Raw genomic sequence first — 21831 nt, forward strand, 5'->3', positions numbered from 1 at the left:
CGGGTCCGCCGCGGCATGGTTGCCGATGACCGGCGCGTCCTGGACCATGCTCTGAGCCCGGGCGGAGGGCAGGCCCGAGCCGACGAGGGGCAGCGCGGCGGCGCCCGCGGCGAAGGTCCGTCTGGTGACATCCATGGCCGTCTCCTGAGAATCCCGCACCGGCCGGCCGGAAGGCCCTCCCCCGTGACGCGCGCCGGGGACCGCGCCGGTCGCCGGCCCGGGTCCCGACCGGACCCGCATCGCCGGCCGTCGGAGCGACGCGAACAGGGTCTGCGAGCCGTGGGGGGCACGGAACGCGGCAGCATACCGGGTCCGGACAGGGCAGCTTGACCGAATGGGACCGCGGCCCGGCGGATCGGCAGGAATCCCGGCCCCTCCCTCGCCGCCGGTGTCCGAGGCCCTGTCCCTGCGCGCAACTGCACAGAGGGTTGCCGTCTCCGGGTGCCGGGCAGAGCATCACGCGCCTGACCCGCAAGGGAGGCGGTCATGTCGGTGGTGAAATTTCTCGAACTGTCGGCGCAATCCCCGCAGGGCTACGAGGACGCGATCAGGCAGGCGGTCGAGCGCGCATCCAGCACGCTCCGCGGCATCCAATCCGTCTGGGTCAAGGAATTCGAGGCCGTCGTGGAGAACGACACGGTGACCCAGTTCCGGGTGAACGTGAAGATCGCGTTCCGGCTCGAGGGCGGGGGCTGAAACGGCGCCCGCACGGCGAAGCATCGGATCTATCCGGATACTCCGTAAGGTGTAGGCGCGTTGCGCGCCGCTACCACCTATGAGGCATGTCCGGCCTGGGCGAACTCCGGAAAAACGTAATCTATATTATTTTTTATCGATCTTCACCTATGCCTAATCTCTCCACCGAAAGGTGGAGGAAGACATGGCTTACGATCCCAGCCTCTTTCTGCAAAGCTTTGTCCAGTCGGCGACGCAGGAAGAACAGGAGCGCCTCCTGCTCCTGGCACCCTACACGCTCGCTCCCGACGGATCGGGTCCCGTGGCGGACGAGCGGCCCGTGGTCCCGGCCGTCGCCAACGCGACCGACACGGTGATCGCCACCCTCAGCCCGTCGAACAATTCCGGTGTGAGCGGCCAAGCCATCGTTCAGATCGACGAGACGGCGGGCACGGTCACGCTCGATGTCGTCGCCAGCGGCCTGACGCCGAACGAGATCCACCCGCAGCACATCCACGGCTTCGACAACGACAGCCCGTCCCTCCTGCCCAACATCACGCTCGACATCGACCTCGACGGCTTCGTCGAGGATCCGGAGGGGGCGGACGTCGTCGGCCCCGTCATCCTGAGCGGCACGGCATCGGGCAACGTGACGAACCAGGAACTCTCCGACGACTTCCCCGTGGCGGATGCCGCCGGCAACCTGCGCTTCCATCAGGAGTACCGGTTCGATCTGTCCGACCCGACCGAGGCCGCGATCTTCCAGAACCTTCAGGATCGGATCGCCGGGCGCGAGTTCCAGATCCACGGGCTGACGGTGCAAGAGGGCCAGGGAGCCTGCACCGATTACGAGGTCGACGGGACCGGCGGCTACATCCCGGTCCTGCCCGTCGCCAACGGCATCTTCCTGCCGGTCGTGGACACCGTCACGGCGGAGGTCGCGCGTCTGTATGTCGGCGTGCTCGACCGCGCGCCGGATACGGGCGGCCTGGAATACTGGTCGAGCAGCCTCGGCAACGGAGCGTCCCTGACGAGCGTGGCGGCCGCCTTCCTGGGCTCGGCAGAGTACGGCGCGCTCCACCCGACGCCGCTCACGGACACGCAATTCGTGGAGAATCTCTACGCGGATGCGCTCGGGCGAGCGCCGGATGCCGGCGGTCAGCAATATTGGGTCGGCGTGCTCGGCAGCGGAACCCCGCGCGCCGACGTCGCGGTCGGCATCGCCGAGAGCCCCGAGGCGCAGCAATCCTTCCCCATCGGCGTCGAGCAGGGATGGCAGATCGTCTAGGGCAGGTCCGCTGATCCCGAGGATCCGGGAGAGGGCTCCGGCCTCCGCCCCGCGCGCCGCGGGAGCGTCCGGCGCGCTCACCGTCAGCCCGGCACGGCGGGAAGCGCGCGACGCGTCGGGAGACCGCGGGAGAGCTTCGCGACCGGTGAGGCTGCCGGGGGCGAACGCGCCGCCGACCGTCCTGCGACCGGGACGGGCGGCGGGCCGCCGTCTCGCTGCAGCGCCCGGCCGATGCGAGCCCGCACCGGCTCGTCCCGTCACCGCTCGATCATCTCGCGGATGCGGGTGGCGAGCGCCTCGACGGGGAAGGGCTTCGTGATCATCTCCATGCCGGGGCTGAGATGCCCGCTGCCGAACATCGCGTTCTCGGCATAGCCCGTGATGAAGAGCACCTTGAGCTCCGGACGGCTCTCGCGGGCCTGGTCGGCGAGCTGGCGCCCGTTCAGCCCCGGCAGGCCGACATCGGTGACGAGCAGGTCGATCCGCTCGCGCGATTGCAGCAGCTTGAGCCCCGAGGGCCCGTCCTGGGCCTCCAGCGCCCGGTAGCCGAGGTCGGCGAGCACTTCGACGATGAGGTCGCGCACGACGGGCTCGTCCTCGACGACCAGGACCGTCTCCCCCTCCTCCGCCCGATGCGCCTCCGTCAGGCCGGCGGCCCCGGCATCCTCGGAGGCGAGCGCGCCCCGGTGGCGCGGCAGGTAGAGCTTCACCGTCGTGCCCTGGCCGACCTCCGAGTGAATCCTGGCATGGCCGTCGGATTGCCGCGCGAAGCCGTAGATCATCGACAGGCCGAGGCCCGTCCCCTGGCCGATGGGCTTCGTGGTGAAGAACGGGTCGAAGGCCCGCGCCATCACGTCCGGCGCCATGCCGGTCCCCGTATCCGTCACGCAGATGCAGATATACGCGCCCGGCTCGACGCCGGGATGCAGCTTGGCGTAGGCCGCGTCGAGATGCGTGTTGCAGGTCTCGATCGTGAGCTTGCCGCCGTCCGGCATGGCGTCCCGCGCGTTGATGGCGAGGTTCAGGATCGCGCTTTCCAGCTGGTGCGGGTCGCACAGGGTCGGCCAGAGCGCGCCCGAGGTGACGATCTCCAGGCTGATGGCCTCGCCGATGGTCCGGCGCAGCAGATCCTCCAGCGAGGTGACGAGCGTGTTGGCGTTGACGGGCTTGGGGTCGAGCGGCTGGCGCCGGGCGAAGGCCAGGAGCCGGTGGGTCAGGGCTGCCGCGCGGTTGGCCGAGGACATGGCCGCCTTGGCGTATTTCTCGAGGACGTCGAAGCGACCCTGAGCGATGCGGGTCTGCATCAGGTCGAGCGAGCCGACGATGCCCGTGAGCAGGTTGTTGAAGTCGTGGGCGATGCCGCCCGTGAGCTGGCCCACGGCCTCCATCTTCTGCGCCTGGCGCAGGGCCTCCTCGGTCTCGGCGAGGGTTTGCGCCGCCTCCTTCTCCACCGTGACGTCGCGCCCGACGGCGTGGATGCGGTCCTCGTCCGGCACGGCCGTCCAGGAGAGCCAGCGATAGGCGCCGTCCTTGCGGCGGTAGCGGTTCTCGAAGCGCAGGGTGGTCAAGCCGTCCGCCAGCCTCCCGACCTCGGCCCGGGTGGCGGCGACGTCGTCCGGGTGGACGAGATCCAGGAAGCCGCTTCCGATCAGTTCCTGCTCGCTCCAGCTCAGCAGCGTCGTCCAGGCCGGGTTCACCGCCTCGATCGTGGCGTCGTAGCGTGCGACCAGCATGACGTCGGTCGAGAGCCGCCACATTCGGTCCCGGTCGGCCGTGCGCTCCGCCACCAGCCGCTCGAGCTCCTCGCGCGAGCGAGCGAGCACCTCGCGGGCCTCGACAATGTCCTGGATGTCGGTGCAGGTGCCGAACCAGCGCGTGATCCGGCCCGCCTCGTCGCGCATCGGCAGGGCGCGGCCCAGCGTCCAGCGATACTGCCCCGATTGGTGCCGCAGGCGGTACTCGATCCGGTAGGGCGAGCCCGTCGCGAGGGAGTCCTTCCAGAGCGACCAGGTGCGCTCCCGGTCGTCGGGGTGGACGATCTCCTCCCAATCCCCGCCGTCGGTGGCGCCTGCCCGGACGCCCGTGAAGTCGTACCAGCGTTGGTTGTAATAGTCGTGATGCCCGTCCGGCCGCGTCGACCAGACCATCTGGTCGATGGAATTGGCGATGGTCTGGAACTTGGCGTCGCTCTCGCGCAGCCGGTCCTCGACCTGCTTGCGGGCGGTGTCGTCGAACTGGATGCCGTCCCAGACGAGAGAGCCGTCCTGCAGCCGCCGCGGCGCCGAGATGATGCGGCTCCAGCGCACCTCGCCGTCCGCACGCCGGAACGGCGCCTCGAAGTCGAAGGGTGCGAGATCGCGGAGGGCGAGGTGCTCGGCTGCGGCCAGGCTCTCGCGGTACTCGGGCAGGATCAGGTCGTAGGCCGCGGCCGGGTCGGCGAGCACCGCCTCGGCGGCGACGCCGGTCATGCGCTCGAAGCCCTGCGAGACGTAGAGGAAGCGGCGGCGGGAGCCGTCGCGGTCCATGGCGATCTGGTAGACCATGCCGCCCGGCAGGTTGTCGGCCAGCGCGCGCAGGCGCGCCTCGGCCTCGCGCAGGGCGTCCTCGCGCTCCCGCCGCTCGGTCACGTCGCGGTAGAACAGCGCCAAGCCTTCCGGGTGCGGGTAGGCCCGCACCTCTAGCCAGGCGGCGTGCCCGTCGGGCCAGACGTAGCGGTGCTCCAGGGTGAGCGGGACCCGATCGCGCAGGGCGCGCCGGTACATCCGGCCGATGGGCAGGTGTTCCGTGCCGGGATAGACCTCCCAGTGCAGGCGGCCCACGACCTCGGCCGCCGGCCTGTCCTCCAGCCGCAGCCCCTGCGCGTTCATCTGCAGGATGCGGAAGTCGCGGTCGAGGAGCATGAAGCCCTCGCCCATGCCCTCCAGCACGCCCGAGGCCCGCGCCTCGCTCGCGCGCAGCGCCTCCTCGGCCGTCACCTTGGCGGTCGTCTCGGTGCAGGCGCAGAACATGCCGCCGACGGCGCCCGTATCGTCGCGCACCGGCGAGTAGGAGAAGGTGAAGTAGGTCTGCTCGTCATAGCCGTGCCGGTTCATGACGAGCGGGAGGTTCTCGGCCCAGGTCGCCTCCCCGCGCATGGCCGTGTCGATCAGCGGCGCGATGTCGGCCCAGATCTCGGACCAGACCTCGCGGAAGGGCCGGCCGAGCGCGCGAGGGTGCTTGTCGCCGAGGATCTCCGCGTAGGCATCGTTGTAGAGGAAGCCGAGCTCGGCGCCCCAGGCCACGAACATCGGGAATTTGGAGCCGAGCATCAGGCTCACGGCCGAGCGCAGGCAGGCCGGCCAGGTCTCGGGGCACCCGAGCGGCGATGCCGACCAATCGTGGGCGCGAATGCGCGCGCTCATCCGCCCGGCGCCCGCCAGGAAGGTGAGGGTCGGGGGCGGCACACTCTCGTACATGCGTGAAGGGGGAGCCTGGCAGGAGAGGGTCTGGCTCGGAAAGCCATAACCGTAAGTTGCAGTCGATCAGGCCCATGATCCGATGTGATGGCGAGTTTACGGCCGAAATGCTCGGGGATGTGTCTTTCCGGCCGCGTGGGTCAGGCGGAACTTGCCGGCCGATGCTCCGGTCGCGGCGCGCGATGGCGGGCCGGCCGGAAGCGGGCAGGGGGCGACGCCTCCCTGCGAACCATCCTCGGCGCCCGCGGCGCCAGCGCTCTCGGGCACACTCGGCGATGCCAGATCCGAGCGAATGCCCCGTCGCGGCGGCTCGCTTCGGGGATGAGAGCCGCGCTGATCTCAGTAACCCAGGATCAGCATCGTGCAGGCGGCCAGAAAAACGGACGTGAAGATCGCCCCGAGGGCGACGTCCGTGATCCAGACGGTGCGGCTGTACTCGAGATCCTCTGTCATGATGACCTCCTCGTCCGGAACGCGGCGCCACGGTACGGGCGCCGTGTTGCCCGTTTGTGTCGTCGGGGCGCGCCCGCCCGCGCCCCCGTGGCCGGCCGGCCGTCTCCACGGCGGCCGTCGACGCCGCGCGGGAGGGGCCCTCTCGGCGCCACGAGAGGCGATGGCAGGGACGGCCGAGCGACCCCCGGGCTCCGTGGCCTCGCCCCCAGCAATCATCGGGGGGAGGCCGAGGCTCGCGGCGCGGATGTCGAGGACGCCTGTCCCGATGCCGGTATCGTGCCGTGCACGCCGCCGGTTTCAGCTTGCCGGCTCGGGCCTTCCATTTCGCGGAAGCCGAAGCCGCCTCGATCCCTTGCGGCCACTCCTGTCGCCATCGCGCGTGACATTGGCCGTTCTCAGTGCTTCCCCGCGCGCGCGCCGCCGGGCGCCGGGCATGCACTGGGGCCGCCCTGCCCTGAACAATCCACGCGGTTCGGCGTCGTCTTTCGTATCAAACACGTCTCGCGCCACGCTTGCGTAAACCGGCACTGCATATCTTGTAAGATTTCAAGATTATACTGCAACTCTCGCGTATTTATAACGCATGAATGCAAATTAACTCAGTTTAAGAACCGAAAAAGTCTGGACTGATTTAACATATGCAGGCGCAGTGGCTGCGCTGACGTCTCTATGTCTGGGCCGCCGATGATCGGCTCGATTCAGACAGGTTCGTTTCATCGATCCGACCGGTCCGGGAAGGAGGCGGATACGGGAGGGATTCTCGCGACGTCGGCGCATGTCGAGAGCGCCGACCGTGATCTCCGCCTGCGGCGTGCAGGTGCCCTCCCCTGCGCCTGACCTCCCCGGCCCGCTCCGTGGTGCCGTGCTGCCGTCTCAACCTGTGACCCCCCGCTTGGCGGGCGCGCTACGGCCGATGCCGCGGCTCGCGTCTCCGCCGAGGATGGTCGGCGTCCGTGCACCGTCATCGTTGGGATCGTGAAGGAGGCGACAGGATGACATTCCGTTCCAGCCCCGTCCCGAGCAACCGGCCTCCGGCCAGCCACGCGCCGCATATCGAGCTGCGCGCCGAGGACCTCGCCCTGCTCCTCGCGCAGGCGAACGATCCGGTCCTGCACCGCAACGTCAGCGGGGCCGAGAACAATCTGACTCCGGGCCGCGCGGTCTGGGGCACCGCCAGCCAGCCCTTCCTGAGGCTGGCGCCCGCCCAGTATGAGCAGACGGAGACGCAGGCCAGCCCGAATGCGGTCCGCGTCACGTCCGCGGACGGGACCTCACCCCTCCCGAACCCGCGCCTCGTGAGCGACCTGATCGGCCAGCAAGCCCTCGATGCCGACGGCGACACGATCGATCTCCCGAACAGCTTCGGCGGCAACCTGCTCCTGATGTCGTTCGGGCAATTCTTCGATCACGGCCTCGATTTCTACGCCCGCGGCGGCGGCCCCGACCGCGTTCCCATCGGTGACATGAACGAGCAACTGGCGGCAGCCCAGATCCGCCTCGATGCCCTGCGGGAGGACGAGGGGCTTCCTGCCATCCGGATCGACCCGAGCGACAACCTCCTCGAGCAGCTCGGCGGCTCGCCGCCCCCGGGATTCGAGTTCCTGACCGGCAGCCGCGCGGGCCGCTTCGACGGGACGGGCGGGGCCGTCGCCGTCGATGCCGAGGGCACTCCGGTGATGAACACGATCGGCGGCACCGCGCATCTCAACAAGATCTCGCCCTTCGTCGACCAGAGCCAGACCTACGGGTCCGAGGCGCGCATGACGGACCTGCTGCGCGAGAGTGCCCGCACCGCCGCCGGCGACCTCATCCCGGATGGGCATGGCGGCTGGGTGAAGACCCACCGTCTTCTCGACGGCAGCACGGATATGGGCCCGGACGGGGTCGCGCGCGGCAATCTTCCCAGCTACGCCGATGTTCTCGTCAACAACGGCGTTCCCCGAGAAGTCCTCGACCGGCTGGTCACCGATGTCGCGGCCGGGACGCTGACGGACGGTGCGGCCTGGGCGAGGCTGACCGCCTTGCCGGGCTATATCGATTTCCGGGACATCGGCGACGCCAAGCACACGATCATGCTCGGCGACAAGAACGATGCCCTCGCCTCCCCCTTCGGTCCGGACGGCGTCACCGCGAATCCGACCTTCAGCCTGGAGAGCCTGCTCTCCTACCACATCGCCGGCGACCATCGGGCCGACGAGAACGTCGCCATCACGGCGGTCCATACGGTCTGGCACCGCGAGCACAATTTCGAGGCCGAGCGGATCCGGGCGCTTCACCCGGATTGGAGCGCCGATCAGGTGTTCCAGGCCGCCAAGATCGTCACGACGGCCGAATATCAGCGCACCGTCTTCACCGAATTCGCCGAAGGATTGTCCGGCGGCCTGCCGGGCCCCTCGCACGGATTCGGCGGCTACAACCCGAACGTCAATCCCGGCATCACGGAAGAGTTCGCGGGCGCCATGTATCGCGTCGGCCATTCCATGATCAACGAGACCCTCCCGTTCACGGACGGCAGCGGCCGGACGCAGGACGTGCCCCTGTTCTCGGCCTTCCTGAATCCGGCCATGTTCGATGGGGAGGACCCGCTCACCGGCGGCGTCGGCGGCGCGGCCGCCATCATCGGCGGCGAGGTGCAGGTCGCGCATCAGCGGATCGACGAGCAGATCGTCGAGGTGATCCGCAGCAAGCTTCTCGGTCTGCCGCTCGACCTCTACGCCGCCAATATCGAGCGCGGCCGTGAAGCCGGGCTGCCGACCCTCGATGCCTTCCGGCGCTCCGTGAGCGAGGCCGGCAGCCTCATCGAGCAGGCTCATCAGGCGTCGAACTACACGGCGACGCAACCCGAGAAGGTGCCGAGCCTCAAGCCCTACGAGACCTGGTCGGAGTTCGGGGCCCACCTGCGCGGCACGCCGGAGGAGCAGGCCGCCTTGCTGGCGCTCTTCAAGGCCGCCTATGGCGAGGAGGACGTCCACGTCCAGGATGTCGACCTGTTCGTCGGCGGCCTCGCGGAGAAGCCGTTCGGTGCGAGCCAGATGGGGTCGACGTTCACCTGGATCTTCCAAGAGCAGCTCGACCGCCTGCAGGAGGGCGACCGCTTCTACTACTTCAACCAGCTCAAGGATGCCCCGCTCCTCCTGGCCGACATCGGATCCCAGCACTTCTCCGACATCATCATGCGGAACACGGGGCTCGATCACCTGCACTTCGCCGCCTTCAAGGTCGCGGAGACGGTCGAGCTCGGCGCGGAGGACCGGACCTACGAACACGACGGCCTCCCGGCCACGCCGGGCGCGGCCGTGGTGCTCGTCGGCAACGCGCACGACAACACGATCAGGGTCACGGCCGGTGACCACACGATCTACGGCGAGGACGGGGACGACATCCTGCAGGGCGGCCTCGGCCTCGATGCCCTGCATGGCGGCGGGGGCGACGACGTCCTCGAAGCCGGCTCGGGGAACCTCGGGGCCTTCGCCTACGGCGAGGACGGCAACGACACGCTCATCGGCCATGCGGGCGACGACACTCTCATCGGCGGGGCGGGCAGCGATCGCCTGGAGGGCGGGGCGGGAAAGGACTTCCTGTCCGGCGGGCCCGGCGACGACACGCTCGTGCCCGGACCCGATCCCGACATGATCGATGGCGGAGAGGGCGACGACACCCTCCTGTTCACCGCCTCCTCGGAGGGCGTCACCGTCGATCTCGGGATCGCGCTGAGGCCCGTCGCGGGCCTCGGCGGCTACGCGCAGGGCGACGTCCTCCAGGGCATCGAGAACGTCGTCGGTTCGAGCCTCGCCGATACCCTGATCGGAGATCGCGCGGGCAATCGCCTCGACGGGAACGGCGGCGATGACCGACTGGACGGCGGCATCGGCGACGACGTGCTGGACGGGTGCGACGGGGCGGACACCCTGCGCGGCGGCCCCGGCGACGACCGGCTCACGGGAGGCCTGGATCCGGACCTGTTCGTGTTCGCCGCGGATGCGGGCCACGACCGGATCACGGATTTCACGCCGGGGCAGGACCGGCTCGACCTGCGGGAATGGGGGTTGTCGAACCCCGCGGACGTGCTGGCCGCAACGAGCGAGACGGCGTGCGGCGAGGTCGTCATCAGCGCGAACGGCGCCTCGGTCACGCTGGCCGGCATCGGCGAGGCCCAGCTTTACACGGCCTGCAGCCTCCTGGTCGCCTAGGCGAGGGCGTCGGGAGCGCGCCCCTCCGGGCCGCTCGCAACCCGACCGATGGGGGCGGCCGTGACGGCGGCCGGGCGTGATCTCACCCGGATCGCGGCGGGTGCTCGCGAGCCTCCTCCTCGACCAATCTGGTCGAGGGTGTGGGCGGTTGCGGGGGCCGAGGGCCTCGCCTTCTCGCAGGACGGCAGGGCCGCCTGCGTGGCGCTCGGCCGGGGGCCCCCGCCGTGATCGCGATCTACGTTTCGGGTGGCCCGCGGAAGATCCCTGATCACCCTTGCGGGCACCGCCTCCGCCTGTCGCCGAAGGCCCAGCGCGCGATCCCGCCCCTCGGCGCGGCTCCTGATCCCGGCGGTGCGCAGGGCCTCGCTCGCCCCCAGGCGAGATGCCGGAACGGCTGCAGGACGATGGCCGAGCCGGACCGAACGGGTCCGCCATCGCAGATCACCGAAGTGGCAGGGGACGGAGGTGGAGACAATCGCCTCCCTCGTGCCGGGGAGCCGATTGCACCGAGACCAAGCTCCGTCGAGCGAGATTGCCGACCGCATCCGCGATCTTCGCCTCCGGAATGTTGGTGAGCTGGCAGACGAGCGAGGAGCGCACCGTGACGCTCAGATCCCGGCCGCCGCCGAGGGCGCACAGGACGAGGTAGATTTTCAGCGCGTTGAGATCGTGGATCTGCGTGCAGGACAGGTCGTGCAGCGTCTCGATGCGCGTCCACGCCCCCTCCGCACGGTGGCGGAAGGGGATGAAAGCCTGCGGTTCGAGGCGGCTGCCGCGACCGAGAAAGTAGCGGATGCGGCGCCCCTGCCCCTCATGCGCCACCGCGACGAGGCCGTGCCCGCACAGGAACCGCTTGCCGGCGCCGATCAGGATCGTGGAGAGCCCCGACAGGCGATTGAGATCCGCGTAGGAGAGGAGCGTGCTCACGCGCTGCCCGGACGGCGTGCCGGCATCCGGCTCGTCGGCCATGAGGGCGACCGTCAGCAGGATCTTCAATGCGGCCGCCGACCGTCCGCGATACGCCACCTCATCCCGGAACAGGCGCAGCCCGCCGTCGAGGATCCACTGGCACGGCAGGCGAATCCAAGCGCGCGACTCCGTGTCGACCGGCCCGACCAACTCGGGAAGCAGGGATCCTCGGGTAGGAACCCAGGCGTGGTCCCGGAGCGAAACGGTGCGCGCGGGCGATAGGGTTTGAGCCAACGGCAGGAATCCGCTGGGCCCGGAAGCGGGCCGACGGGATCCTGACTACCACTGACGTTACGGCGGCCTCAATATGCAGTTATCTTCCGTTTAGAAGGACATCGCAGCGATCTGGGGCTTGGCGGGACAGTTCGTCCAGGCTCGCACAGCGTCTGCGTGGCGGAGGCCCTGGCTCTCACCCTGACCCGCCAAACGGGTCCGGGCTGAGCGCAGGTTTTTCGGGCATCCTGAATCCTTTGAGCTGCCCTCACCCCAAGGTCTGGGCCACTCGGAGGGGCCTTGTCGCGGTCGCCCGAGGAGATTCACCCCCACCAATTTTTGCGCCGGAACAGCCCGAGGCGGGTCTCGAAGCCGCAGCCATGGGGGCTCAAGTCGGGGGCTCATTCGCAGGGCCCCTGCCGTCAGCAACTGCAAAATCTGGTTTATTTACGCCGCCAGTGGATGGCGCGCCCTACGGGAGGGCAGAGCAGCTCTGCAGTAAGTGTCTGAAATCAGGAATTTGTTGGACATTACAATCGCGTGAGGGTACGGCGTTTGGGTACGACGTGGGTACGAAACGCGCGAGGAAGGTTGATGCGGAACCGCCGGACGAAGCGGATTGGGCAGCACCTGGAACGGCACGGCAACCGGTATCGGGTGACCGTCGCTGTGCCCGCAAGGCTCGTGAAGGTTCTGGGCGCAACGCGGCTCAAAGAGCCGCTGAATGCGACAACCCTGGCTGAGGCTGACGCCATGAAATGGCCGGCTCTTGGCCGGCTGAAGCAACGCATCGCTGATGCTGATGCTGGACGCCCCTCTGAAGGTGCGATCGCCCCAATCCGACCGGTTCAGCGCGCTAACATTGCCCGAGAAGCGATGGAATGGCGTCGCGAAGTTGAGGAGGAATGCCGGCTACTGAGCGCGGGTACGCTGACTGAAGACGGCGTTGCCTTCCTTCCGATCGTTGATCTCCGGATCGACCGCATAGCTGAAGAGGACGGTTCGGATGACGCCAGCTTGTTCGCCCACATTGTGTCTGGGCGCGCAACACCCTTTGCCTCTCTGGTTGACCACTGGCTTCACGAAGGCGCCTTCGCGGGCCGCACTGAGGCAGCTTATCGTCAAGCCATCCGCGACCTAACGAGTTGGTGCGAGCATACCAACACGCCGCCTACGGTCGAAGCCATCACGAAGCGTGTCGCTGGGCAGTTCATTCGCGCTCGCTTCATCGACCTGAACGCAGCGCCAGCCACTGCTAACAAAGCCATCACAGCGTTGGCTTCGTTTTGGGGGTGGCTACACAAACGCGGTCATATTGGAGAAGTCAGCCCATGGTCTGGGCAATCACTTAGCAAGGCCAAACGCCCAGATTGCGCCCGCGATCCTGGCGAGGCAGTTAAGCGAGCCTTTACAGATGATGAGGTCGCTACGCTCCTGAATGGGCTCACCGACCCTCTCATCGCCGATTTTTGCCGATTTGCGGCACTCACAGGAATGCGACGCGAGGAGATCGCTACGCTGCGTGTGCGTCACGTGCGCAGCGGCATCATCAAGGTTCCTGGCACCAAAACGGTTTCCGCGGCCCGCGAGGTGCCGCTTCACTCTGACCTTGTCTCCCTTGTCGACCGTCGCATCACCGGAAAGGGGGTTGAGGATTTCGTCTTTCACGAACTGCCGCCTCAAACGAGCAAGGCCCGTGGCCGCGGTGCACCTATCACTCAGGCGTTTACGCGGCAGCGTCGTAAGCTCGGCGTAGAGGACAGGTTCGAGAGCGAGCGCCAATCGCGCGTCGATTTGCACTCGTTTCGACGCTGGTTCTCGCGCAAGGCTCAGGAAGCGTTGGAAGCCGGTGGGGTAGGATTCACGGATTGGACCATTTCCGACGTTTTAGGGCACTCGCGTGAAAATCGCCCCGGCGGCATGACGATGGGCCGGTATGCCGGCTCCTCGGACATGAAGGCGAAGCGATCATGTATCGAGGCGGTTCGGCTTCCACTGCTTAGCAAGCTCTGACGCTCGGTGTTGGCCACCGCGAAGTCGTCGGCCGAGAGCGCCTTCAGAAGACGGTTGTGGATGGCGGATTGTTGAGGCTGAGACACAGCTCTGCTCCCTGTCGGGGCAAGAGCACACGCTGTCTCCCAAGCGCCTGCGCCCGGATCACCGGCAGGCGACGCACATAGTCTCTGCGCATCAAGAGGGAATAGCGAGCGAAATCTTCCTTGGTGTGAAACCCCGCATTTCTCGATGGGTGGGGTATCACACCGAGGAACGTTGAAGGTTCACAATCCTAGCAGATCGGCCCTATACAGAAACTGTTCTATGTTGTCTTTGCCGCGAGCTTGACCGCAAGCGGCACCTGCATCGAGAGGTCAGCATGGGTCCTGCAGATGGGCAGCCCGCGGTGCTGCTGACAGCGAGCGATGCCCTGCTCGGGATGGACCTGAGCGAGGCTCTGGAGAGCGCCGGATACCGCGTGATCGGGCCGGTCGGGGCCGCAGAGGAAGCGCTGGCGCAGATCGAGCGAGAGGCTCCTACCCTGGCGGTGGTCGACCTCGCGCTCAAGGACGGACCCTGCACCGAGCTGCTGCGCGAGCTGCGCCTGCGCGGTGTGCCCTGCCTCATCCACACCGATGGCGAACCGAGCAGCACGTTCATCGGCGGTCATGATGGTGTGCGCTGGCTCAGGAAGCCGGCTTGGCCGTGGGACGTTGTGGTCACCCTGAACGAGCTGTCCCTGTCGGAGTTGCGGCCATGAGAGCCCTGCACAGCATCACCGCGTCGGCGATCCGGCTCACAGATCCGGAGCTGACCTCACGCAATCCCCTCATCCGCAAGCTCGAACGCTTCGTGCACCTGACGGAGGAGGACAGAGCTGCCCTGGAGAGCGTCAGCGCTCAGGCACGCGCGGTCGATCCGCACATCGACCTCATCCGGGAGGGCGCTGTGCCGGAGGACGCTGTTCTGGTGCTGGAGGGCTTTGCCTGCCGCTACACGCATTGTCAGAACGGCTCGCGGCAGATCATCGCCTACCTGCTGCCGGGCGACCTGTGCGACGTGGATCTGGCCGATCTCGGCTCGATGGATCATGCGGTCGGCACACTGTCGAGGTGCATCATCGCCCGCGTTCCGCGTGAGGCTCTGGTCAGCCTGATCGCGCAGCACCCGAACATCGCGCGGGCTCTGCGCCTGTCCAAGCTCGCCGAGGAGGCAACCGCCCGTGCCTGGATCGTGGGGCTCGGCTGCCGTTCGGCTCAGGAGCGCGTGACGCACCTGTTCTGCGAACTGCTGGTGCGCATGGAAGCCGTGGGTCTGGTGCGGGAGGGCTGGTGCCCTCTGCCGCTGACACAGGTTGACCTCGCTGACACGCTAGGCCTGTCGAACGTGCACGTGAACCGGTTGCTGCAGGATCTGCGGCGGCGCGGCTTGATCCTGCTGAGAGGCAGGAGCCTGAAGCTGCTGGACCTGGAGGGGATCAGGGCCATGGCGGAGTTCAGCCCGCGCTATCTGCACGCTGCGTCCTGCGACAGCGGTGAGCTACTGCTCTGACCGGCGATCCGCTCGGCTACTCGATCTGCTCGGCGTAGAAGCGCAGCTTGAGCCGGGTGCGGTGCTCCGTGTCGGTGACGAGCATCTGCCACTCGGTGCCGTCCCAGAAGTTGCGCCCGACATCGCGCAGCATCATGCCAGCAGTCTCGATGGCCTGAGCCCGCGCCACGTCCAGCGAGGCGCACTCGGTACCCTCGTTGTCGGTGAGGAAGAGACCGTCGATGACGTTGAAGAAGTAGCGAGCCATGCAGCACTCCGCTTGAGCTTAGGCGGGAGCGCGCGTCTCTCTCAGTCGCTGGCGCCCATGATCACAGCCAGCGATCAGGGATGTATAATTGTTTTTTTGCTTGGCGTAATGCGGAAAGTGCTGCGCCGTCGCCGCCGTATTGCCACGCCTGCTTTTTTAGGCTCCGCTTCCGATCTACGCTGACATCAAAAGTGAGTGTGTGGTGCGCTCTATAACACCCAGCAGACGAGCGCCGCCGCTTCCCTGCTAAGGTCCGAGACGGCTTGTCCTGTCGGAACAGGGTTTCGCCTTTTCGCGCCGATCATTTAGCTAGAGCCTGTCCGACACACCTGAGATCGGGATCAGCCAGGATGACTGCAGCCGCCGACACCTCGAACAAGGCGGCCTTCGGCATCGAAGGTCTCGACGATGTCCTCGGCGGCGGCCTGAAGCGCGACCGTCTCTACCTTCTTGAGGGCAGCCCCGGCACCGGCAAGACAACCATAGCGCTGCAGTTCCTCCGTGAGGGCGCCGCGCGGGGCGAGAAGGGCCTCTACATCACGCTCTCCGAGACGCACGAGGAGCTGTGCGAGGGGGCTCTCTCGCATGGCTGGAGCCTTGAGGGGTTCATCAAGGTCTTCGAGCTGATCCCTCCCGAGAGCCTGCTTGATGCCGACCAGCAGCAGAGCCTGCTCTACTCCTCCGATCTCGAACTCGGCGAAACGACCCAGCAGATCTTCGACGTCTTCGAAGAGGCGGCACCGAGCCGGGTCGTCCTCGACAGCCTGTCCGAGATCCGTCTGCTCGCGGGTGGATCGCTGCGCTACCGCCGGCAGATCCTCGCGCTGAAGCACTACTTCGCGCGCCACGATGCGACCGTCCTGATGCTGGATGACCTCACCGCCGACACCCTCGACAAGACGGTGCACAGCGTCGCTCACGGCGTCACTCACCTGGAGGAATTGGCACCCGAGTACGGCGCCGAGCGGCGGCGCCTGCGGGTCATCAAGTACCGCGGCCAGCCCTACCGCGGCGGCTACCACGACTTCACCATCGCCACCGGCGGCGTGCAGGTCTTCCCGCGCCTCGTCTCGCTGGAGCACAAGACCACGTTCAGCCGCAAGCGCCTAGAGAGCGGCATCCAGGAGCTCGACGCACTGCTCGGCGGCGGCATCGAGAAAGGGTCGAGCACGCTCATCCTCGGCCCAGCCGGCACAGGCAAGTCGCTTTTCGCCATCCAGTATGTGCTAGCGGCCGTCGCCCGTGGCGAGCGTGCCGCGATGTTCGTCTTCGACGAGGAGCTGGGCCTGCTGTTCGACCGCGCGCGGGCCCTCGGCTTTCCACTGGAGGAACTGCGCGAGAAGGAGCAGATCTTCGTCGTGCAGGTTGATGCTGCGGAGCTGTCGCCCGGCGAGTTCGCCCATCAGGTGCGTGTCTGCGTCGACGTGCACGACGTGAAGACGGTCGTGATCGACAGCCTCAACGGCTACCAGGCCGCGATGCCGGAGGAGAACGCGCTCATCCTCCACGTCCACGAGCTGCTGCAGTACCTGAACCGGCAGGGTGCCTCGACCTTCCTGACGGTGGCCCAGCATGGCCTCGTCGGCAACATGCAGAGCCCGGTCGACGTGACCTACCTCGCCGACACGGTGATCCTGCTGCGCTACTTCGAGGCGTCTGGTCGGGTCCGACGGGCGGTGTCGATCATCAAGAAGCGGGCGGGCGCCCACGAGGATACCATCCGCGAGTACCGGATCGGCAGGCAGGGCCTCATCATTGGGGGGCCGCTCGAAGGTTTCCAGGGCGTGCTGCGAGGCGTGCCGACCTTCGTTGGCCAAGCCAGCGACTTGCCGCAGAGCGGCCGTGAGGAGCGGTGAGCAAGGACGTCCGCGGAAGGGGCAGGTGCGCGCCTGCCCCTCAGCGTTGAGCAGCCACACATGCAGACCTACCGCCTCCGCTATGAGTTGCACTTCTCCGACGGAAGATCAGGGATAGGCTTCGACACCGTCACGATCGAGGCGCAGACGCTCGAAGACGCAATCAGGCAAGCCAAGGCACATCCGCTGCCGGAGGGACCGATGCGGTTGAGCGAGGCGGTGCTCATGAACCAGGCTGGTGACATCATTTGGTCGTTGCGCCGGGAGGATGGCATCCCCGGGGCGTACAAAGAGGGATAGGAGCGGCTGAGTTCCGTAATGCCAGCTTACGCGAACCGAACGGCTCCATAATGCCCAATCCGCGATGCTCTCGCCGATTGGGCGTTATGGAGCCCTCGGCATTGCGTTCAGATCGGCTCGTTCGATCAAGCAGTGCGCGCAGAAATTGCAAGAATGGGATTGGTGTACCGATTTTGATGGCCCCTGCGCGACGGAGGAGAGAGCTATGTCGTATCTGAAACTTGCGGGGCTCTCCATCGCTGCGGCGCTCGCGCTCGGACTGGGAAGCGGAGCAAAGGCTGCCTCACTCAGCAACTCTCGGCCCGCGGTTGAAGCATTTGGCTCGGCAGACGGGTTGGTCATCAAGACGCAAACCCTCGGAATGGAGCGTCGGCACAACCGAAGGATGGGTCGACACGACCGGCGGATGGACCGACAGGTAAATCGGCAAGAACGGCGGATGGATCGGCACGACCGACGGATGGAGCGGCGCTACTGATACGAGCTGTAGAGCCGCAAAGTTGTGAGCCTCTAACGCTGCTCGACCAACGGCCCACACCTTGTTCAATCAAGCAGGGCACGCGGGAACTGCGAGAAGGAGAGGGCCGTTCCGTTTCTCAGCCGACCAATCCTTGGCCCGCGGCCGGTCGGCTTCTTTGCGGTTCAAGCGCCTGCGCGGCGCGGGCATGGCATGAGCGACATCCACGATCCCTTCACCAACAAGCAGCTCACTGAGCTGGCTCTGATGCAGGCGGAGAATTCTGCGCAGGCTGAAAAGGCGCTGGCCGCGACAGCACATCAGGCCGTCGCAGGATTGGTGATGAGCGCGCTTCTGCTGCACGAGTTGGAGCGTCTCGGCTTCGTGGACCACAACACCCTGAGGGAAGAGGCTGTCGAGCGGGCTCTGTCGATCAAACCGCCGGAGGTGGGCGCCAGCGTCGCCCGGGTCATCAAGACCCTCTTCGACGGGGAGCCGCCGGCCGCGCCGGGCGCAGACCTTACCACCGTCAACGGCGGCCAGACAGACGCAAAGCACTGACGCTGCAGCCGGAGCGTGTCGTCCGAGCACGAGAGGCATCGGCGCCCCAGCTACGAAACGTCAGAGCGTATACCCGCGAACAAATAGAGAGTAGGTCACACGCAAAGAATGAATTCTCCTGTCCCATTTGATCAAGCGCGGATCTCTGCATACGATCATCTGGCGGCAGGAGGATATGGTCATGTTTTCCTCAGTCGGACCCCATACGACCGATTGCTCGGACGGGGCAGCCGCGGACGAGAGTTCCGATGGGGCTGAGAAGGCGCCGTCCGTCGGCTTCATCCATCCCGATGTCGTGCGGGCGATCCACGCTGTCCTGGTGGAACGCGACGTGGACCTCGACGGCCTCCTCGCTGAAGCGGGGCTCGATCCGCGCCGGTTTGACAGCAGCAAGCCCGTTCCGTTCACGGCCATCGGACGCCTGATCGCCCTGGCAGCCGACTGCTCGCGCTGTCCCCATCTCGGACTGCTGGTCGGGCAGCGGACCACCCTGGCCTCGCTCGGCCTCCTCGGCCTCCTGCTGCGCAACTGCGCCTCGGTGGGTGCCGCCCTGCGGGCCCTGGAGGCGCATGCGTGCGTGCGAGACCGTGGGGCCGTGGTCGGCCTCGGCATCTACGACGATACCGCCGTCCTTAGCTATGCGCCGCACGAGCCCGAGGCCGAGGGCGCCGTCCTGCATCTGGAGCGGGCGCTCGCCACCATGACCAACATCCTGCGAGCCCTGTGCGGACCGGGCTGGGTGCCGCTGGAGGTCCTGCTGCCGCGCTCCGCGCCGTGCGATGTGGCCCCGTACGGAGCATTCTTCCGCGCACCCATCCGATTTGACCAGGAAGCCGCTGCTCTGGTGTTTTCGGCGACGCTTCTGAAGCGGCGGATCGCAGGCGCGAACCCGGCCGTTCGTAGAGAGGTGGAGGATCGCATCTACCGGCTTGAGGCCGCTCAGCCCACCACGCTGACGGACAAGCTCCGTGAGTACCTCCAGACCGCCGTGACCCGGCAGCGCTGCAAGGCGGACCGCGTGGCACGCATGAAGCTGCTAAACCGTCGTACCTTGAGCCGCCGCCTGAGGGCCGAGGGCACGAGCTTCCGGCAGCTCGCCAGCGAGGCGCAGTTCCGGTCGGCAAAGCAACTGCTCGCCGACACCAGCATGAGCTTGGCGCAGATCTCCGACTGCTTGGTTTTTTCCGAGCCCGCCGCGTTCACGCATGCCTTCCGTCGCTGGTCGGGCACGACGCCCAGCGCATGGCGGCGGGCGAACCGACCGGAGACGACGCGCCACTAATTCCAGGAAGATCCTCACCTCTGCGGGAAGAGGGTAGCGGATGCGACGGCATGTTGGCGCCTGGGCCTGCACCCTCGTGATGCTGGTGGACGGAGCGAACGCGCAGGATGCCCGCACGCCTCTCCTGGACCGGGCGGATGCGCGCATGCAGCTTGGCGCCGCCTCGCTGATCCCGACGCTGCGAGGCCGCTGGCTCTATGCCGATCACAAGCTCGTCGTCGGCCGTGTGCAGGATGTGCGGGTCTCGGCTGATGGCACTACGCTAGTCGCTGTAGTAGCCCGTCGCCGCTGGCTCGGCGGCGGGGAGATCGGCATCCCGGTTCCTCTCCTGCGACAGGCGGACAACGACCTGACCGTCAGCGGCACACGCGAGAGCATTGAGGCGATGCCGTCCCTCAAGCCGTGAGGCACGAATGGGGGCCGCTGCGGCCGAGCAGGCGTTGGGACCCAAATCCGGCGTTCCAATAGGGCTTGCCGCAGAGGAACGTTCCAAACCCGTTCCAAGAGGGTGGGTTTCGGGCTTCTGGAACGGGACGCAGGAGAACGTCTCAGAACCTAGTGGAACAGCCAAACGGCTGTCCCTGTTTCCACCCTGCAACCCCGACGGCCTTAGACTTTCAAGCAATTTTCAAGACGTCTGGGTCTGAGGTTTGCCGTCTCGGCTGTTCAGCAGTGAACCTACCGCAAAGCCGGCAGGAACGGATCCGGAGCAAATACCGGGCTGTCTAATGCGGGCCACGCCCTCAGACGATGCGAGCGAGCGCTCTCTGCACCTGAACGGCGCTCCATGTTCCACCGCGCGCGGTCGGGATGCCCCGACTGTTGAGCGCCGACGCCATGGCGCTGTGGCTCGTGACGCCTGCCGCCCGCAGCTCGGCGATCATTGGAGCAAGGTCACTGGCCTTGGCCTTTGCCCGCGCCGTTTGAGCGATCCTACCAGCCTCTCTAGCGGCCTCCGTGACTGTCACGCCCCTGTAGCCGCCCAGCACCCTCCCCCGCGCCTTGGCCTGCGCAAGCGCCGCCTTGGTGCGGGCCGAGATCATGCGGCGCTCTTCCTCTGCCACCATGGCCATGATGCCGACCGTTAGCCGGTTGGCGTTCGGCATGTCGGCCGCCACAAAATCAACGCCCGCCTTCTCCAACCCAAGCAGGAAGTGCGCGTCACGGCTGAGCCGATCCAGCTTCGCGATCACCAGCTTGGCCCCGTAGAGCCGGCACGCCTGGATCGCGCGGGCCAACTCGGGTCGGTCGGCCCGCTTGCCACTCTCCACCTCCGTGAACTCAACCACCACTCGCCATGCGCCGCCGTTGAGGAAGTGGCTAACTGCCTCTCGCTGCGCATCGAGGCCCAACCCTGACGCGCCCTGCCGGGCCGTGCTCACCCGGTAGTACGCGACGAGCTTACCCTCAACCATGCCCCGCTCCTGTCCTGACATCCTAGCCAACCGACGTTGGCACCGATGTTAAACTTCTCTGGGGCGGAACAAGCCGTCTCTCACGTTGGCAGTTGATCGCGCCTCGCAGCCTCAATATCAACTCATTCGCTAATCAAGTCTCGAACGATGAGGCTTAGAATTGGCTATTTTGGAGATATCACTGATATGAGAGGGTACACCTTGTCGACGTCTACATACATCCATGCGGATGTATTGTCGAATGACGACGAGAGTGCGGGTGTGGCCCCTGCCAGCATCGTTGCCACCTGGAGCGAGACAAGCCCGTGACCCAGAAAGCTAAGTGCCCGCAACCGAGAAGCTCGGGTCGCCAGTCTCAGCGCCGCCCCCTTCGACGAGGTCATCGCCTTGGTGGCCGTTGCTGGCGACGAACTGCTGGAGCAGCGTACTCCCACGCCCTGGCTGGCGTAGAGCTACGACGCGAGACACACCCGCGTGTCGTCACGCGAGACTTCAACCTCTGGCAGACCGGGGGGGGCGGGTGTCCCCCGCCGCGGGTCCCATCTGGCGCCAATGACCGGTACCCGCCGCGCGCTGAGTAGCGAGCAGTTTCAAAACGTCCGGAGTGCCTTTCGGGCTGGCTCGGCCAGAAAATCGCACTTTGTGCGCGGACGCGGACGACAGCCAGTTTGCCCCTCTGGCAGCGTGTTCCTGCACGCCAGTGAGCGTGTAACCGCATCAGGCCTCGATATGCTCACGACCACCGACACGGCTCAGGCTCATATCGCCTCGCGCCCATACCTGACGCCGGCCGAAGCGGCAGCGCATCTCTCAATTCCGGCGCGCACCCTAGAGCGTTTTCCACGATCCCTGAGTCGGCGTGGCGGGGTGAGCGTTGATCCCTGAGGGTTTGTCAGGGAGATCGCCATGGCCCGTGCCTACAGC

15 protein-coding genes are annotated in these 21831 nt (G+C 66.9%); 11 read left to right on the top strand and 4 right to left on the bottom strand.

Annotation, left to right across the window (positions count from 1 at the left end; translation table 11 throughout):
* Positions 1–486 precede the first annotated feature (486 nt).
* Positions 487–696, top strand: a complete 210-nt coding sequence (locus J2X36_RS25470; RefSeq protein WP_132256208.1) for a dodecin family protein — start codon at positions 487–489, stop codon at positions 694–696.
* A 184-nt stretch (positions 697–880) separates the two neighbouring features.
* Positions 881–1963: a DUF4214 domain-containing protein gene (locus J2X36_RS25475; protein ID WP_132256210.1), complete on the top strand. Its 1083-nt coding sequence runs from the start codon at positions 881–883 to the stop codon at positions 1961–1963.
* A 257-nt stretch (positions 1964–2220) separates the two neighbouring features.
* Here J2X36_RS25475 and J2X36_RS25480 read toward each other — a convergent pair whose 3' ends face one another.
* Positions 2221–5418, bottom strand: coding sequence for a PAS domain S-box protein (locus J2X36_RS25480; protein WP_310354855.1), 3198 nt, complete (start codon positions 5416–5418; stop codon positions 2221–2223).
* A 1445-nt stretch (positions 5419–6863) separates the two neighbouring features.
* On the opposite strand from J2X36_RS25480, the gene J2X36_RS25485 reads away from it, so the two are divergent.
* Positions 6864–10061, top strand: a complete 3198-nt coding sequence (locus tag J2X36_RS25485) for a peroxidase family protein (RefSeq protein WP_310354857.1) — start codon at positions 6864–6866, stop codon at positions 10059–10061.
* A gap of 441 nt (positions 10062–10502) precedes the next feature.
* Here the strand turns inward: J2X36_RS25485 and J2X36_RS25490 are convergent, their stop codons facing one another.
* Positions 10503–11180, bottom strand: a complete 678-nt coding sequence (locus J2X36_RS25490) for a hypothetical protein (protein WP_310354858.1) — start codon at positions 11178–11180, stop codon at positions 10503–10505.
* Between the two features lie 720 nt (positions 11181–11900).
* Here J2X36_RS25490 and J2X36_RS25495 point away from each other — a divergent pair.
* The 3 genes from J2X36_RS25495 (at position 11901) to J2X36_RS25505 (ending at position 14789) form a co-directional block, all read left to right on the top strand.
* The gene (locus J2X36_RS25495) at positions 11901–13256 is read left to right on the top strand and encodes a tyrosine-type recombinase/integrase (RefSeq protein WP_310354860.1); all 1356 of its coding nucleotides are present in this window, start codon (positions 11901–11903) and stop codon (positions 13254–13256) included.
* Positions 13257–13644: 388 nt separating this feature from the next.
* The gene (locus J2X36_RS25500; protein WP_310354861.1) at positions 13645–13998 is read left to right on the top strand and encodes a hypothetical protein; all 354 of its coding nucleotides are present in this window, start codon (positions 13645–13647) and stop codon (positions 13996–13998) included.
* Positions 13995–14789: a Crp/Fnr family transcriptional regulator gene (locus tag J2X36_RS25505; protein WP_310354863.1), complete on the top strand. Its 795-nt coding sequence runs from the start codon at positions 13995–13997 to the stop codon at positions 14787–14789. Before J2X36_RS25500 ends, J2X36_RS25505 begins: the two co-directional genes overlap by 4 nt.
* Positions 14790–14805: 16 nt before the next feature.
* Here J2X36_RS25505 and J2X36_RS25510 read toward each other — a convergent pair whose 3' ends face one another.
* On the bottom strand, positions 14806–15036 hold the full coding sequence (locus tag J2X36_RS25510; RefSeq protein WP_310354865.1) for a DUF6894 family protein: 231 nt from the start codon (positions 15034–15036) through the stop codon (positions 14806–14808).
* Positions 15037–15386: 350 nt separating this feature from the next.
* Here J2X36_RS25510 and J2X36_RS25515 point away from each other — a divergent pair, with 350 nt between their 5' ends.
* The 5 genes from J2X36_RS25515 (at position 15387) to J2X36_RS25535 (ending at position 19898) form a co-directional block, all read left to right on the top strand.
* Complete coding sequence (locus J2X36_RS25515; protein WP_310354867.1) at positions 15387–16892, top strand: ATPase domain-containing protein; 1506 nt, start codon at positions 15387–15389, stop codon at positions 16890–16892.
* Between the two features lie 60 nt (positions 16893–16952).
* The gene (locus tag J2X36_RS25520; protein WP_310354869.1) at positions 16953–17192 is read left to right on the top strand and encodes a hypothetical protein; all 240 of its coding nucleotides are present in this window, start codon (positions 16953–16955) and stop codon (positions 17190–17192) included.
* Between the two features lie 670 nt (positions 17193–17862).
* Positions 17863–18210, top strand: coding sequence for a hypothetical protein (locus J2X36_RS25525; protein ID WP_310354872.1), 348 nt, complete (start codon positions 17863–17865; stop codon positions 18208–18210).
* 181 nt (positions 18211–18391) lie between these two features.
* Positions 18392–19492 (top strand): AraC family transcriptional regulator, encoded by a 1101-nt coding sequence (locus tag J2X36_RS25530; protein WP_310354874.1) that lies wholly within the window; start codon positions 18392–18394, stop codon positions 19490–19492.
* Between the two features lie 40 nt (positions 19493–19532).
* Entirely contained in the window at positions 19533–19898 is a 366-nt protein-coding gene (locus tag J2X36_RS25535) for a PRC-barrel domain containing protein (RefSeq protein WP_310354876.1), read from the top strand.
* 337 nt (positions 19899–20235) lie between these two features.
* Here J2X36_RS25535 and J2X36_RS25540 read toward each other — a convergent pair whose 3' ends face one another.
* The gene (locus tag J2X36_RS25540) at positions 20236–20907 is read right to left on the bottom strand and encodes a recombinase family protein (RefSeq protein ID WP_310354878.1); all 672 of its coding nucleotides are present in this window, start codon (positions 20905–20907) and stop codon (positions 20236–20238) included.
* Positions 20908–21831: the final 924 nt, after the last annotated feature.

It is taken from the genome of Methylobacterium sp. BE186 (assembly GCF_031457035.1).
Lineage (GTDB): Bacteria > Pseudomonadota > Alphaproteobacteria > Rhizobiales > Beijerinckiaceae > Methylobacterium > Methylobacterium segetis.